At 32.5% G+C, this 15,424-nt stretch carries 11 protein-coding genes; 5 read left to right on the top strand and 6 right to left on the bottom strand.

Going from position 1 to position 15,424, the window contains the following annotated elements; all coding sequences use genetic code 11:
* The first annotated feature begins 18 nt into the window (after positions 1-18).
* From AB3G33_RS01795 to queG, 4 genes are all read left to right on the top strand, one after another.
* Positions 19-1,173: a cytochrome c oxidase subunit II gene (locus tag AB3G33_RS01795; protein WP_367772188.1), complete on the top strand. Its 1,155-nt coding sequence runs from the start codon at positions 19-21 to the stop codon at positions 1,171-1,173.
* Between the two features lie 28 nt (positions 1,174-1,201).
* Positions 1,202-2,998, top strand: coding sequence for a cbb3-type cytochrome c oxidase subunit I (locus AB3G33_RS01790; RefSeq protein WP_367772186.1), 1,797 nt, complete (start codon positions 1,202-1,204; stop codon positions 2,996-2,998).
* A 78-nt stretch (positions 2,999-3,076) separates the two neighbouring features.
* Complete coding sequence (gene ruvB, locus AB3G33_RS01785; RefSeq protein ID WP_367755404.1) at positions 3,077-4,099, top strand: Holliday junction branch migration DNA helicase RuvB; 1,023 nt, start codon at positions 3,077-3,079, stop codon at positions 4,097-4,099.
* A gap of 104 nt (positions 4,100-4,203) precedes the next feature.
* Positions 4,204-5,127, top strand: coding sequence for a tRNA epoxyqueuosine(34) reductase QueG (gene queG, locus AB3G33_RS01780; RefSeq protein WP_367774187.1), 924 nt, complete (start codon positions 4,204-4,206; stop codon positions 5,125-5,127).
* A 20-nt stretch (positions 5,128-5,147) separates the two neighbouring features.
* Here the strand turns inward: queG and AB3G33_RS01775 are convergent, their stop codons facing one another.
* From AB3G33_RS01775 to AB3G33_RS01750, 6 genes are all read right to left on the bottom strand, one after another.
* Complete coding sequence (locus AB3G33_RS01775) at positions 5,148-6,179, bottom strand: LacI family DNA-binding transcriptional regulator (protein ID WP_367755402.1); 1,032 nt, start codon at positions 6,177-6,179, stop codon at positions 5,148-5,150.
* 246 nt (positions 6,180-6,425) lie between these two features.
* On the bottom strand, positions 6,426-7,445 hold the full coding sequence (locus tag AB3G33_RS01770) for a LacI family DNA-binding transcriptional regulator (protein ID WP_367772185.1): 1,020 nt from the start codon (positions 7,443-7,445) through the stop codon (positions 6,426-6,428).
* Positions 7,446-7,594: 149 nt separating this feature from the next.
* Complete coding sequence (locus AB3G33_RS01765) at positions 7,595-9,286, bottom strand: alpha-glucosidase (protein ID WP_367774186.1); 1,692 nt, start codon at positions 9,284-9,286, stop codon at positions 7,595-7,597.
* Positions 9,287-9,337: 51 nt separating this feature from the next.
* The gene (locus AB3G33_RS01760; RefSeq protein ID WP_367772184.1) at positions 9,338-10,240 is read right to left on the bottom strand and encodes a carbohydrate kinase; all 903 of its coding nucleotides are present in this window, start codon (positions 10,238-10,240) and stop codon (positions 9,338-9,340) included.
* Positions 10,230-11,567 (bottom strand): sugar porter family MFS transporter, encoded by a 1,338-nt coding sequence (locus tag AB3G33_RS01755; RefSeq protein WP_367772183.1) that lies wholly within the window; start codon positions 11,565-11,567, stop codon positions 10,230-10,232. The genes AB3G33_RS01760 and AB3G33_RS01755 overlap by 11 nt, the downstream gene beginning before the upstream one ends.
* A 38-nt stretch (positions 11,568-11,605) precedes the next feature.
* Positions 11,606-13,204: a glycoside hydrolase family 32 protein gene (locus AB3G33_RS01750; RefSeq protein ID WP_367772182.1), complete on the bottom strand. Its 1,599-nt coding sequence runs from the start codon at positions 13,202-13,204 to the stop codon at positions 11,606-11,608.
* 180 nt (positions 13,205-13,384) lie between these two features.
* Between AB3G33_RS01750 and AB3G33_RS01745 the strand changes: the two genes are divergently transcribed.
* Positions 13,385-15,391, top strand: a complete 2,007-nt coding sequence (locus AB3G33_RS01745) for a glycoside hydrolase family 65 protein (RefSeq protein ID WP_367772180.1) — start codon at positions 13,385-13,387, stop codon at positions 15,389-15,391.
* The last annotated feature ends 33 nt before the right edge of the window (positions 15,392-15,424 follow it).

The raw sequence follows: 15,424 nt of genomic DNA, 5'->3' as shown, positions 1-15,424 counted from the left end.
ATTTAAAGAAATAAACAGATGACAAGTTTGTTGGTAATTATAGTTTTAGTTTTATTAGCTGTTGCTTTATGGCAATTGACTAAAATATTTGATCTTACGCAAGTAGGTTCTGATTCAGACAGTTCTCAGGTAGCTTCTGATAATGATAATAATGTTCAAGGTTATTTGATGTTTGGCTTTTTAGCTTTCATATATATATTTACTATATATGGTTTGTTTCAATGGGGACCTTTAGTTCTTCATACACCAGCATCAGCACATGGAGGTCAGGTTGATAACTTGATGAATATTACTTGGGTTTTAATTTTTATTGTTCAGGCAATAACACAAGTTTTATTACATTATTTTGCCTTTAAATATAGAGGTAAAAAAGATCAAAAAGCATTGTATTTTGCTGATAATAATAAATTAGAAGCGATTTGGAGTGTAATTCCTGCAATTGTTTTAGCTGGATTAATTCTTTACGGATTATATGCTTGGACAAATATTATGTTCATCGATGACGAAGATGATACAGTTGTAGTAGAATTATATGCACAACAATTTAAATGGACAGCTAGAATTGCAGGAGAAGATAATGTTCTTGGAAAAGCAAATGTTAGATACATTGAGGGAATTAATACGTTAGGTGTTGATCTTGCAGATCCTTATTCTCAAGATGATATTGTGGTTTCTGAATTACATATTCCTAAAGGAAAAAAGATTCATTTTAAAATGAGATCTCAAGATGTATTGCATTCAGCTTATATGCCTTACTTTAGAGCGCAAATGAATTGTGTTCCTGGAATGGTTACAGAATTTGCTTTTGAACCAATTTATACTACAGCTGAATATAGAGAATTACCTTATATGGTAGAAAAGGTTTCTAATATTAATGCTTTAAGAGCTAAGAAAAGTATTGCTTTAGTTGCAAAAGGAGAAACTGCTCTTGATCCTTATTCATTTGATTATTTGCTTCTTTGTAACAAAATTTGTGGTGCATCTCACTATAATATGCAAATGAAAATTATTGTTGATACTCCAGAAGACTATAAAAAATGGTTGTCTGAGCAAGCAATTTTAGTACAACAAGTAAAAGAAGCTAATACACCAGCTCCTGTTGAAGGTGCAATAAGTACAGATTCTTTAAAATCAAAAGATACAGCAGCTGTTTCTAAAATAGCTATGAAATAATTAATAAGAAAATTTAAAGTATACATATATGTCAGCAGAAGGTCACGATCACGGACACGATCACGAACACGAACATCATCATAAAGACACTTTCATTACTAAATACATTTTTAGTATTGATCATAAAATGATTGCTAAACAATACCTTATTACTGGTATTATTATGGGAATTATTGGAGTTAGTATGTCAATGCTTTTTAGAATGCAATTAGCATGGCCAGAGGAGTCTTTTAAAATATTTAATATATTATTAGGAGACAAATGGGCTCCCAATGGTGTAATGGCTAACGATATTTATTTGTCTTTAGTTACTATTCATGGAACTATAATGGTATTTTTTGTACTTACCGCTGGGTTAAGTGGAACTTTTAGTAATTTATTGATTCCACTTCAAATTGGTGCTAGAGATATGGCTTCTGGTTTTATGAATATGATTTCTTATTGGTTATTCTTTTTGTCTAGCGTAATCATGATTGGGTCTCTTTTTGTAGAATCAGGTCCTGCTAATGCTGGTTGGACAATCTACCCTCCTTTAAGTGCATTGCCTCAGGCTATTTCAGGTTCTGGTTTAGGTATGACTTTATGGTTAGTTTCAATGGCTATATTTATTGCATCTTCTTTAATGGGATCTTTGAATTATGTAGTTACAGTAATTAATTTGAGAACAAAAGGAATGTCTATGACTAGACTACCTTTAACTATATGGGCATTTTTTGTAACCGCTATTATTGGTATCGTTTCATTTCCTGTTCTTTTATCAGCTGCTTTATTATTGATTTTTGATAGAAGTTTTGGTACTTCTTTCTTCTTGTCTGATATATATATTGCTGGTGAAGTATTACATTATCAAGGTGGTTCTCCAGTATTGTTCGAACACTTGTTTTGGTTTTTAGGACATCCTGAGGTTTATATCGTTTTGCTACCTGCATTGGGTATTACTTCTGAAGTTATTGCTACGAATTCACGTAAACCTATTTTTGGTTATAGAGCGATGATTATGTCAATTTTAGCTATTGCATTTTTATCAACTATTGTTTGGGGTCACCATATGTTTATCTCAGGAATGAATCCCTTTCTAGGTTCTGTATTTACCTTTACAACTCTATTGATTGCAATACCATCTGCCGTTAAAGCTTTTAACTACATTACCACTCTTTGGAAAGGTAATCTACAATTAAATCCAGCAATGTTATTCTCTATCGGATTAGTTTCTACTTTTATTACTGGTGGATTGACTGGAATTATATTAGGAGATAGTACATTAGATATTAATGTTCACGATACTTATTTTGTTGTAGCGCACTTTCACTTAGTAATGGGTATTTCTGCTCTTTATGGTATGTTTGCGGGAATCTATCACTGGTTTCCTAAGATGTTTGGAAGAATGCTTAACAAAAACTTAGGGTATGTTCACTTTTGGGTAACTGCGGTTTGTGCGTACGGTGTTTTCTTTCCAATGCACTTTATTGGACTAGCTGGTTTACCAAGACGCTATTATACAAATACTAATTTTCCTTTATTTGATGATTTACAAAACGTAAATGTATTGATTACTACTTTCGCATTAATTGGTGGAGCTTTTCAATTGGTATTTTTGTATAACTTTTTTAGCAGTATTTTCTACGGTAAGAAAGCGGTACAAAACCCTTGGAAATCTAATACTCTTGAATGGACAGCACCTGTAGAACATATGCATGGGAACTGGCCTGGAGAAATTCCTGAAGTTCATAGATGGCCATATGATTATAGTAACCCAAGTCATGACGAAGATTTTGTTCCTCAAAATATTCCAATGAAACCAGGTGAAGAAGTTTTACATCACTAGATTTTATTTATATATAAAATGCCTTTCTAAATGGAAAGGCATTTTTTTTTAGTTCTAACTTTGTCTTATCTTTGTTGTATGAATGAGAATCTAGATCCAACTACCAATGGTTATAATTCGGAAGAATTTGATCTTGAAAAAAAATTAAGACCTTTATCATTTGATGATTTTGCTGGACAAGATCAAGTGTTAGAAAACCTTAAGGTTTTTGTTGAAGCAGCTAACCAAAGGAATGAAGCTTTGGATCATACCCTTTTCCATGGACCTCCAGGATTAGGGAAAACTACATTGGCTAATATTTTGGCTAATGAATTGCAGGTGGGTATAAAAATCACATCTGGTCCTGTTTTAGATAAACCGGGCGATTTAGCTGGTTTGTTAACTAATCTTGAGGAAAGAGATGTTTTATTCATTGATGAAATCCATCGGTTGAGTCCCATTGTGGAAGAATATTTATATTCAGCAATGGAGGATTTTAAGATCGATATTATGATTGAATCTGGACCAAATGCGCGTACGGTCCAAATCAATTTAAATCCATTTACATTAATAGGTGCCACTACTCGTTCAGGTCTTTTAACGGCTCCTATGAGGGCTCGTTTCGGAATATCATCACGCTTGCAATATTATACAGCAGAACTATTAACAACTATCGTAGAACGTAGCGCAAGTATTTTGAAAATGCCTATTTCTTTAGAAGCAGCTATTGAAATTGCTGGTAGAAGTAGAGGAACACCTCGTATCGCAAATGCTTTGTTGCGTAGGGTACGTGATTTTGCCCAAATTAAAGGAAACGGAACTATTGACGTTGCTATCGCTCGTTATGCCTTAAAAGCGTTAAATGTTGATGCACACGGATTAGATGAAATGGACAATAAAATTCTAAATACTATTATTGATAAGTTCAAGGGAGGCCCTGTAGGGTTATCTACTTTAGCAACGGCGGTTTCTGAAAGTAGTGAAACAATTGAAGAGGTATATGAACCTTTTTTGATTCAAGAAGGTTTTATTATGAGAACTCCTAGAGGAAGAGAAGTCACCGAAAAAGCATATAAGCATTTAGGGAAAGTCAATTCTAATATTCAAGGAGGTTTGTTTTAATTTTTAAGAAGCTATTTCCTGCTGTCCGCTATATCTTTACTTGCATAAAGAAAGCAAGTAAAGGATGCCGCTGCCATCAGGGCTAAACATCGTTTATAAGATATATTATTAATTCTAAAACAAAATATACCCAATTTATAAAAGCAGAAGCGAAACGGCTCGGTTTCCTTTCATGTGGTATATCCAAAGCTGGTTTTTTAGAACAAGAAGCACCAAGATTAGAAACTTGGCTAAATAACAACCATAACGGACAAATGTCCTATATGGAAAATAATTTTGACAAACGTTTAAACCCTACTTTACTGGTTGATGATTCAAAAAGTGTGGTTTCTTTACTCCTAAATTATTACCCACAACAATTTCAAGAAACTGATTCTTATAAAATTTCAAAATATGCTTATGGTAAAGATTACCATTTTGTCATCAAAGAAAAATTAAATGAACTTCTTTTTTCTATTCAATCTACAATAGGAGAGGTGTCAGGACGTACTTTTGTTGACTCAGCTCCAGTGCTGGATAAAGCTTGGGCAGCCAAAAGTGGTTTGGGATGGATTGGTAAAAACAGTAATTTATTGACTCAAAAAGTAGGTTCTTTTTACTTTATTGCCGAATTAATTATTGATTTGGAATTAAACTATGATTACGCTACTACTGATCATTGCGGTACTTGTACTGCTTGTATAGATTCTTGCCCCACAGAAGCAATAGTTGCTCCTTACGTCGTGGATGGCAGCAAATGCATCTCTTATTTTACTATCGAACTTAAAGAAAATATTCCAATAGAGATGAAAGGGAAATTTGATGATTGGGCCTTTGGTTGCGATATATGTCAAGACGTTTGTCCTTGGAATAAGTTCTCTAAACCTCATAGTGAACCATTATTTAATCCAAATCCCGAATTATTAAAGTTTAGTAAAAAAGATTGGAATGAAATTACTGAAGAAACTTTTAATGCGGTATTTAAAGACTCTCCGTTAAAAAGATCAAAATTTCAAGGTATTAAGCGTAATATTGATTTTATTAAGTAGCTTTTTTTTAGTATGTAAGTCTAATTATCGGTTTTTAATGAGGACTCTCTAATTAATACGTTGGTTTCTAGTTCGATAGTTCTAGGTGTAAACTCCATATCATTTTTATGACAGTTCATCTCTTCTAATAGTAGATTAAATGATACAACACCCATTTCATTACTCGGTTGATCTACAGTACTCAATTTTGGAGTCAATACTTGCGACATAAACCAATTACTAAATCCTATTATTTTTACTTGTTCTGGAACTTTAATTTTATGATCGTTAAAATAGGACAATACACCTACTGCTACTAAATCAGTGATTGCAAATATTCCGTCTACATCTGGATGTTCTTCTATTATGTGTTTGGCAAAATAAACACCTTCGTCAAATGTAACATTTTCGCAAGTGTATACTAATTTTGAATCAAAAGGAATGTTGTTTTTCTCTAAAGCTTTTTTATATCCAATATAACGATCAATAGAATTTTGAGGGTTTAATGGGCCACGCAAATGAACAATTTTTTTGCACCCATTATCAATTAAATGCTGAACAGCGTTAAAAGCCGCTTTTTGATCATCAATAATTACTTTAGAACACTTAGAAAGTTTAGATATTTTATCAAACATGACAAATGGAATCTTTCTATTTATAATTTCCTTTATATGTTCGTCATTATTTGATTCATTAGATAGGGAGATTAAAATCCCGTCTACTCGTTTGTTAATTAGTAGTTCAACTTGTTTTTTTTCTAAGGCTAATGACTCGTTTGATTGTAAAATGATAACCAGGTAACCATTTTTTTCAGCTTCATCAATTATTGCATTAATAATATTGGAAAAAAAATGATGCATTACTTCTGGAATAATTAAACCAATAGTTTTGGATTCTTTTGTTCTTAAGTTTACTGCAAAACTATTTGGGGTATAATGCAATTTTTGTGCAAGGTCAATGACCGCTTTTTTAGTTTTTTCACTAACATCAGGGTAGTTCTTTAATGCTTTAGATACGGTCGTTATCGAAATACCTAATTTTGTTGCAATTTCTTTAAGAGTGATGTCTTTCATGAACTAATTTTCTGATAGTTTAAGTTTAAAAAATACATTTTCGAATCAACTATTTTTCTATTTTAAGGTCTGGAACTCGTTTAGACTTATTTTCAAATAAAATGGAGGTGTAATTTTCTTTACCAAGATATTAATTTTTATCTTAAATGTGTGTTATTTTTTTTATTTAATGAATAAATTAGATTAGTTAAAATTCAGGTATTATTTATTAAAAATAAATTCACAAAAAATAATCTAGATCAAATTTTATGCAGAATCCCTTTCAATTATTTTAGTTTCTAATTCAATGGATTGAAAGATGACAGGTTTGTTTTTCTTTTTTAAGTCAATTTCATCAAATAAAATGGAAGCCGCTCTGTTCCCTATTTCAAATCCTGGTTGGTCAATTGTTGTTAGCTTTGGAGTTATTATTTCGGACATGAATGAATTGCAAAAGCCAAAAACTGCTATTTGTGCGGGTATTTTTAGATCTATATCATTAAAGTATTTTATTATTCCAACTGCCACGAGATCTGTTATGGCAAAAATGGCCTCAATATCAGGATGTTCCATTAATATTTTTTTTGCATTTTCATACCCATCTTCAAAATCGGTATTATTATCACATAAATATACTAGTGAGGGATCATACACAATATTGTTATCTTCAAGTGCTTTTTTATAACCTAAAAAACGATCTATAGAATTTTGTGGCATATAGGATCCTCGAAAGTGGGCAATTTTTTTATGCCCTTTTTTGATAAGATAATTTACAGCATCATAAGCTGCTTTTCGATCATTGATTGCCACTTTTGAACAGTTGACTAATTTTGCGATTTTGTCAAAAAGAACTAAAGGAGTTTTATGTTTAATTATGTTTTTAATATGATTAAAATCCCCAGTTTCATTAGAAAGTGACATTATAATTCCGTCAACTCTTTTGTTTAATAAAAGTTCAATTTGTTTTTTTTCAACCTCTAGCTTTTCATTGGAGCGTAATATTATTACTTGGTATTTTCTTTTTTCAGCTTCTTCTAGCACACCCTTGAAAACTTTGGAAAAAAAATTGTAATCCACCGTGGGTATTATAACTCCTATAATTTTTGACTCTTTTGTTCTTAAATTAACTGCAAAACTATTTGGGGTATAATTTAGTTTAATTGCTAAGTCTACAATCTTTTTTTTTGTTTTTTCACTAACATCAGGATAATTTTTCAGTGCTTTAGAAACAGTTGTAATTGACACCCCTAGTTGAGTAGCGATTTGTTTAAGAGTAGCTTCTTTCATGAATTGATTTCCAGATTGTTTAGAATGAAAAACGGTTTATTTGAAAACAAACTTACAATTTATTTATTGTAATTCAGATTTCAAATAAACAGTTACGTTAAAAATTATAGTTGATTACGCTATGTGGTAGTTGAACTAATTATTCTAAATCAATCAAAATGAATTATCATCGCCTCATAGGGTCTTAATGAATTGCTTTTAACTTTATTACAATCTTCATAATTATCTAAAATCACTTCATGTTTGCCTAGCTTGAAATTTAAATTATAGGTAGCTTTTTTATTGGTAAAATTTAATAAAACCAATATTTTTTTATTGTTGAGTTCTCTTGTATAGGCATATACAGCTGAGTTGTTCTCATCCAATAAGGTATATTTACCATAAATAAGTGCGGGAATTTCTTTACGGACTTGAACTAATTTTCTAAAGTAATTCAAAACTGATTTTGGGTCCTTTTCTTGCTCTTCAGCATTTACCGTTTTAAAGTTTTGATTTACCTTCAACCATGGAGTTCCTGATGTAAAACCTGCATTTTTTGTAGTGTTCCATTGAAAAGGGGTACGTCCATTTTCTCTTGAAGTTTGTTTTTGTCCTTCTAAGAATCCTTCTAAATCTCCATTCTTGTTTTTCAACCCGATGTATTTGTTACGGGTATCTACATCTTGATAATCTTCAATAGAATCAAAACGAATATTGACCATTCCTAATTCATCTCCATTGTAATAAAATGGAGTCCCTCTCATGGTCAGGATAAAAGTTGAAAGCATTTTTGAAGAGATTTCTCTAAATTTAGGGGTGTCATTTCCAAACTTACTGACCATTCTTGGTTGATCATGATTAGCAAGAAAAATGGCTAACCATCCTTTGTCTTTGAATGCATTATCGTATCTCGAAAATATTTTTTTATATTTTACTAAGCCAAAATCAAGCACATGCTTACCAATGTCAACACTTTCAAAATGATACGCAATGTCCAGTTCTTTTCGATCTGGATCTACAAATTGTAATGCATCTGCTGGTGAACTTCCAGCACCTTCGGCTACAGTCATGATGTCGTATTTGCTAAATACTTTTTTATTCATTTCTTGTAAATACTCATGTAAATGGGGTCCTACACCATAGTATTTTATAATGTCTTTTTCATACCCTTTTGGTAATTCTGGCCAAGTTGTATCTTTTGAGGCAAATTGAAAAGCATCCATTCTAAATCCATCAATTCCCTTGTCCAGCCAAAAACGCATGATATCGTATACTTCTTCTCGTAATTTTGGGTTTTCCCAATTCAAGTCAGGTTGTTTTTGTGAGAAGTAATGTAGATAATAGGAATCCGTTTTCGCATCGTATTTCCAAGCTTCACTATTTACATCAAAGAAACTCCATCTGTAGGGAGGCTTTCCTTTTTCGGCTGGCCACCAATGGTAATAATCTCTATATGGGTTGTCACGAGAACTTCTGGATTGTTTGAACCAATCATGTTCATCACTACTGTGATTGACCACTAAATCCATGATAAGTTTGATTTTGCGTTTATGCATTTCTTTCAATAGAACGTCAAAATCTTCCATAGTCCCAAAATCCTTCATGATTTCCCGATAATTACTAATGTCGTATCCATTATCGTCATTTGGAGAAGTATAGATTGGATTTAGCCAAACGGCATCAATTCCAAGACTTTTTATATAGTCTAATTTAGATATTATTCCTTTCAAATCTCCAACTCCATCACCATCGCTATCTTTAAAACTTCTAGGATATATTTGGTAAACAACAGCTTCTTTCCACCATTTGGCATCTTTAACTGGGATTATTAGATTTTTATCAATTTGTGCGTTAATAGTCATGCTTATAAATAATAGCGTTAGTGTAAAAACAGATATAGGTTTCATAATTACTTATATTGGATTCATGAATTTAGTTATTTTTGAATTTGAAATTATTGGGTTAGCTCCTTCTTTTTCAGCAACAAGAGCACCTAAAGCACAAGCAAAGTCAATCGCTTTTTGAGGGTCGTTTTGGGTTAGTAATTCACTAATTAAACCGGCCAAAAATGAATCTCCAGCTCCAACAGTGTCCGCTACCTTTATTTCATATCCACTATTGTAATAAAACGTATCGTCATAATATAAAATGGCTCCATGGCACCCTAATGTTACACATATGCGACTTGTATTTGTTGTTTCAGCTATATAAAGGATATTTTGCTTTAAAGAATGGTAAGGTGAATTTAGAAACTTACTTATTTCGTACAACTCTTCATCATTAAACTTGATAAAATCAGACTGCATCATCAAATTAATAAGTACTTTTTTCTTGTAAAATGGGGCGCGTAGATTGACATCAAATACTTTGTATTTAGCGTATCCTATTAATTCAACTAAGGTCTCAAAAGAGGTAGAATCTCTGCAAACTAGGCTGCCATAAATAAATGCATCTGCTTTTTTTACTGTATTTTCTATTTCTGGATTGCATTCAATTTTATCCCAAGCCACAGGATAATTAATAGTGTAAGATGCCGATCCTTTGTCGTTTAATTCTACTATTACTTCACCCGTTTTATAAAGAGGATCAACCTGAATCAAATTTGTTTTTACTTTGTTTTTCTTTATGAAAGACAGGAGTTCTTTTCCAATTTCATCATTACCAATACGACTTACTATTTGAGTATTTATGCCCAGGGATGCAAGACGTAAAGCCACGTTTAGTGGTGCTCCACCAATTTTCTTGTGCGTTGGAAAAACATCATAAAGCACTTCTCCAAAACATACTACATTAGGTTTTTGTAAATTATTTTCCATTGCTAAGCATTTTATGTTCTAAATCTTCTAGTGACAAACCTTTTGTTTCAGGCATCATAAATAAGACAAATATTAACTGTAATACCATCATAAACGCAAAGAAAGCGAAAATTGGCCAAGGATTTTCTTTGAATAAATCGATTACTACTGGACCAGCCAAAGTGATTAAGGCAGCAAAAATCCAATGGATCCCTGTTCCAAATGACTGTCCATTTGCCCTAACGTTATTTGGAAATATTTCAGAAATAAACACCCAAATTACTGCTCCCTGACCAATGGCGTGAGAAGCAATGAATACGAGAATTGATACCATTAAAACAATTGGTCCTAGATTATTAAGAAAGGCCAAGGCCACCATTCCCAAACTTAAAATGTAACCAATAGATCCTATTAACATTAATTGTTTTCTTCCTAGAACATCAATTAACCGCATCCCTGCAAGGGTGAAAATCAGGTTTGTAAATCCAATTAAAATAGAATTCATTAAAGATTCTTTAGATCCTAATCCCGCCATTTCTAATATTTCTGGGGCATAATATAGGATGAAATTGATTCCAGATAATTGATTGAAGAAAGCCAGCAAAAAAGCTAAGATTACAGGTAGTTTATATTTGTAAGAGAAAATAGTTTCTTTAAAAGCTGAGTCTTCAACAAGGTCCTTTTTTATTTCGTTAAAATTGGCTAAAGCATCTTCTTTGTTATAAATCATTTCCAGTACGTTCATAGCAGTTGTATCATCCCTTTTTTTCAAGATCAACCAGCGGGGACTATCGGGTATTTGTGTGACAATTAAACTATAAACAAGTGCAGGTAAAGCTACTATTCCTATCATCCATCTCCAATCATTAACTCCTCCAAATCCTTCAAATAAATAATTGGAAAAAAAGGCGATTAAGATTCCAAAGACGATATTGAATTGAAACAGGGTACCTAATTTACCTCTGTTTTCAGGAGTAGATATTTCTGATATATAAATGGGTGCCGCAACAGACGAAGCACCTACGCCAATACCACCTATAAATCTAAAAAACGAGAATATATATGGATTAGGTGCTAATGCCGAACCTATAGCCGATACCAAAAATAATATTCCAATCCAAAATAATGTTTTTTTTCGTCCCCATTTATCACATGGTATTCCTCCTAGTAATGAACCTAATACTGTTCCCCATAATGCCATTGACATTATGAAAATTCCGTGAAACAGGGGAGTAGTATGCCACAATTCTTTGATTGGCAAGTTGGCTCCGGAGATGACGACAGTGTCAAATCCAAATAAAAATCCCGCTACCGCTACGGTGAGAGACCAGTTTCTAACTTTATTCATTTATTGGTTTTTTGGTTGTTTATTTATTGTTTTTTGGTTTATTTTTTATTCCAAATGTCTTTTATATAGTGGATTGTGAAATCTTTTATATCTTGATTTTCACTCGATATTAGGATCATTTTTGTGTACGGTTTATTTGGAAAAATTTGTTCAGTAAAGCTATAAATCCCTCCGTTTAGAAAGATTTCAATTGATGACCAATCCATGATGATTTGATAATCAATAGTTTTCGAAATAACATTAGGAATTACTGTTTTGTGAATTTGTTTCCCAAAGCTTTCTTCAAAAGCGACAATTCCGGAATGGCGCCTGTCTATAGAAAATGTTTTCTGCTTGGCATTGTACTCTACTCTTAAAGAATCGTGTGCTTCATTTGAGAAAATAAACTTTAAATCTTTATTTTCTCCTGTGAATTTAATTTCAGATTGATTTAAATTTCCATAATTAACAACTGCTTTTTCGTTTGCTTTCAAAGCAATTAGTTTATTCGAATAGTCCTGTTTTAATTGTTTTTGTAGTTGTTCAACAGGTTTGCTTTTTAATACATAATTATTGCTTATTTTTTCAAGTGAAAGTTCTCTCGGTAATGTCATAGCGCTTCTCCAATTTTTAGTTGGCGTATCTCTTGCATAATTCCAGTTACTCATCCAACCAATAAAAAGACGCTTGCCATCAGGGGTGTTGTTGTAGGTGACACCAGCATAATTGTCTGTACCGTAATCTAGCCATTTGATGTCTTTTTGATCGCTTATGAAATTTTCACCGTCATAGTCACCAATGAAATATTGAGTACCTGAACCACCATTCGGTGCGCCAGGGTTGATGCTTATAAGCAACACCCATTTTTCTTCCTTTGAATCGGCTACTTTTAGTTTGAAAATATCGGGGCATTCCCAAACACCTCCATGTGCTCCTGTGTTTTTTCCAAATTCACTTTCAAACTCCCAATTAATTAAGTTTTTGGAGGTGTAAAATTGAGCGTGATCACCTGCTACTAAAACTAGATTCCAAAGATTTGTCTCTGGATTCCAAAAAGCTTTCGGATCTCTAAAATCTTTTTGGTTGGTGTTTTTTATGATTGGATTTCCATTGTACTTCAGCCAAGTATTACCTTCGTCCAAGCTGTAAGCTAATCCTTGTGTTTGAAAATCTTTTCTACCTGATTTCTCACCTTCCATATTATGATAAGTGAAAATCGCAACCATGGGAGGGTTTTCAAGAGTTCCTAATCCTGAAGTGTTTTTTAAATCGACAACGGCACTTCCTGAGAAAATAAGTCCAAGTTTGTCAGGGAATAGTGCTATTTTTTTATGTTCCCAATGAATTAAGTCAGTACTAGTAGCGTGCCCCCAATGCATCGGTCCCCAAACGATGTCATCTGGGTAATACTGATAAAATAGATGATAGATGCCTTTATAATAAACTAATCCATTTGGATCATTCATCCATTTTATTTCTGGAGTAAAATGAAATTGTGGTCGGAAAGACTCTTTGTACCGTTTTGTTAAGTCAACTACTATTTTTTCATTAGAATTAACAGTTATTGCTGTTTTTTCTAATTTTTTAGCGCAAGAATAGAATGATAATACTACCGAAATTATGCTTAAAAATAATATTTTTTGTAATTTTATATTCATTTAATTATGGGTTGTGTTTTTTTATCATAAAATTAACATTCATTTTGAATAAATCACATTTGAAAAAATCGATAACGTTTTCGAAATTCCGAAAACGTTATCGGTTCGGCTTTTTAAGAAATAAAAGGATGCTTAAGTATTTAATTATGTAAGTTTGAAATATTAAAAAATAGAAATATTATGATTGTATACAGGAAGATTTTTTTATTAGTGCTTTTAGTGGGCCCAGTTGTTTTTGGACAAACAAAATCAGATGAATGGCATTTGTACGCTAATTCAAGAGCTAATTATTATGGTGTGGCTATGGCCAATGGTCAAATTGGAATCGTCACTGATGATACTCCGTTGAAAACAAAAGAAATTATTTTAAATGGCGTTTATGAAGGCAGTCCTGAAAATGGAATAAGTAGAATTGTGAGAGGAATTGAATTTTTAAACCTTCATTTGTCGATTAATAATCAAGAAATTAAATCAGATAATATTGATAATTGGAGTCAGGTGGTTTCAATGAAAGAGGGAATGAGTACTACTTCATTTACTTTTAAAGATTTGGTTGCTGTAGATTATACTATTTTGGCCAATAGGGCAATTCCGTACTCAGCTATGGCTATTGTAGAAATCACCCCTAAAAAAGATATAGAAATTGTAGCTAATAATTATATGGTTGTTCCCGATGAATTGAAAGAAGCCAAAAGTCAATTTCGTGTTTTAAAAGACAATCAATATATGATGCCAGTTTTTGGAACTACGGCAAAAACTTTATTTGGGAAATATATTGTTTCGGCATCTACTACATTTTTGTTTGATGGACAAAATGAGACTTTAAAGCAAACAGGAAATGAAGTTGGTTTTTCGAAAAAACTTTTGAAAGGCAAAAAATATAGATTTGCGATTGCTGGTGGAATTTGTACTTCCAAAGATTTTACGGATCCTTTAAATGAATCCGAAAGACAACCCATATATGCACTTCAAGAAGGAATTGATAAATTATTAGATAAACATAAAAAAGCTTGGGCTGAATTATGGAAAACGGGAGACATACAAATTGAAGGAGATCTAGAATCACAACAAAGAGTGCGTTTTGCATTGTATAACTTATATTCATTTATCCGTCCAGAAACAAGACAAAGTGTTGCGCCAATGGGATTGTCTTCTCAAGGATATAATGGACACATTTTTTGGGATTCTGAGCTTTGGATGTATCCAACACTTTTGGCTTTACAACCTGATATGGCTAAATCATGTTTAGATTACCGTTCAGATCGTTTACAAAAAGCAAAACAAAAAGCAACTGTTTATGGGTATAAAGGAGCAATGTTTCCATGGGAATCTGATGATACAGGTGAGGAGGCAACTCCAACTTGGGCATTGACAGGTATTTTTGAACAACATATTACAGCTGATGTTTCTATAGCATTTTGGAATTACTACACCTATACACAGGATAAATCGTGGTTGAAAAAAGAATGGAATGTTTTGAAAGAGACTGCTGATTTTTGGGTGAGCAGAGTGGTAAAAAATCAAGATGGTAGTTATTCTATATTAAATGTTGTGGGTGCAGATGAATATGCGCAACATATAGATGACAATGCTTTTACTAATGCATCGGCTATTGAATCTTTAAAGAATACAATTAAAGCGGCTACAATTCTAGGAGAACCAATTGATCCTAGATGGATTGAAGTTTCGGATCATTTGGTTATTCATTCAAAAAACGGGATTACTCAAAATTATAAAGGATATGACGGACAAATAATTAAACAAGCCGATGTGAATTTATTAGCGTACCCTTTACATGTAATTACAGATAAAAAACAAATTGAAAAGGATTTGGAGTATTATGCTGCTAAAATAGACCCTAAAGACGGACCAGCCATGGCTTCCGGAGTTTTATCTGTTTTGTATGCCCGTTTGGGAGATAGGGAAAAAGCGTATAGTTACTTTGTAAAATCATATATGCCAAACAGTCGCCCTCCTTTTGGGGTATTTTCTGAATCAGCTAATAGTAATAACCCTTATTTTGCAACAGGGGCAGGAGCGATGCTTCAAGCTGTAATTTATGGTTTTGGTGGAGTAGAACAAACTGATGAAGGCTTGAAGTACAACAAAGGACTTTTGCCAAAACAATGGAAATCTTTAAAAATAATAGGCCTTGGTGTAGATAATAAGACCATAAAAATAGAATAGTTCCTTATTATTTATTTAACATTTTTTTACCAC

Source organism: Flavobacterium sp. WC2421, from assembly GCF_040822115.1.
Classification (GTDB): Bacteria; Bacteroidota; Bacteroidia; order Flavobacteriales; family Flavobacteriaceae; genus Flavobacterium.
The sequence above is the reverse complement of the archived record's forward strand: the minus strand, read 5'-3'. Positions and strand labels throughout refer to the sequence as shown.

What these genes read in the sequence shown, in the direction of transcription:
- AB3G33_RS01775 (WP_367755402.1), bottom strand. Translation starts at nt 6,179, where the DNA reads ATGAAAGACATCACTCTTAAAGAAATTGCAACAAAATTAGGTATTTCG.
- AB3G33_RS01745 (WP_367772180.1), top strand. Translation starts at nt 13,385, where the DNA reads ATGATTGTATACAGGAAGATTTTTTTATTAGTGCTTTTAGTGGGCCCA.
- AB3G33_RS01760 (WP_367772184.1), bottom strand. Translation starts at nt 10,240, where the DNA reads ATGGAAAATAATTTACAAAAACCTAATGTAGTATGTTTTGGAGAAGTG.
- AB3G33_RS01765 (WP_367774186.1), bottom strand. Translation starts at nt 9,286, where the DNA reads ATGACTATTAACGCACAAATTGATAAAAATCTAATAATCCCAGTTAAA.
- AB3G33_RS01755 (WP_367772183.1), bottom strand. Translation starts at nt 11,567, where the DNA reads ATGAATAAAGTTAGAAACTGGTCTCTCACCGTAGCGGTAGCGGGATTT.
- AB3G33_RS01770 (WP_367772185.1), bottom strand. Translation starts at nt 7,445, where the DNA reads ATGAAAGAAGCTACTCTTAAACAAATCGCTACTCAACTAGGGGTGTCA.
- ruvB (WP_367755404.1), top strand. Translation starts at nt 3,077, where the DNA reads ATGAATGAGAATCTAGATCCAACTACCAATGGTTATAATTCGGAAGAA.
- AB3G33_RS01790 (WP_367772186.1), top strand. Translation starts at nt 1,202, where the DNA reads ATGTCAGCAGAAGGTCACGATCACGGACACGATCACGAACACGAACAT.
- AB3G33_RS01795 (WP_367772188.1), top strand. Translation starts at nt 19, where the DNA reads ATGACAAGTTTGTTGGTAATTATAGTTTTAGTTTTATTAGCTGTTGCT.
- AB3G33_RS01750 (WP_367772182.1), bottom strand. Translation starts at nt 13,204, where the DNA reads ATGAATATAAAATTACAAAAAATATTATTTTTAAGCATAATTTCGGTA.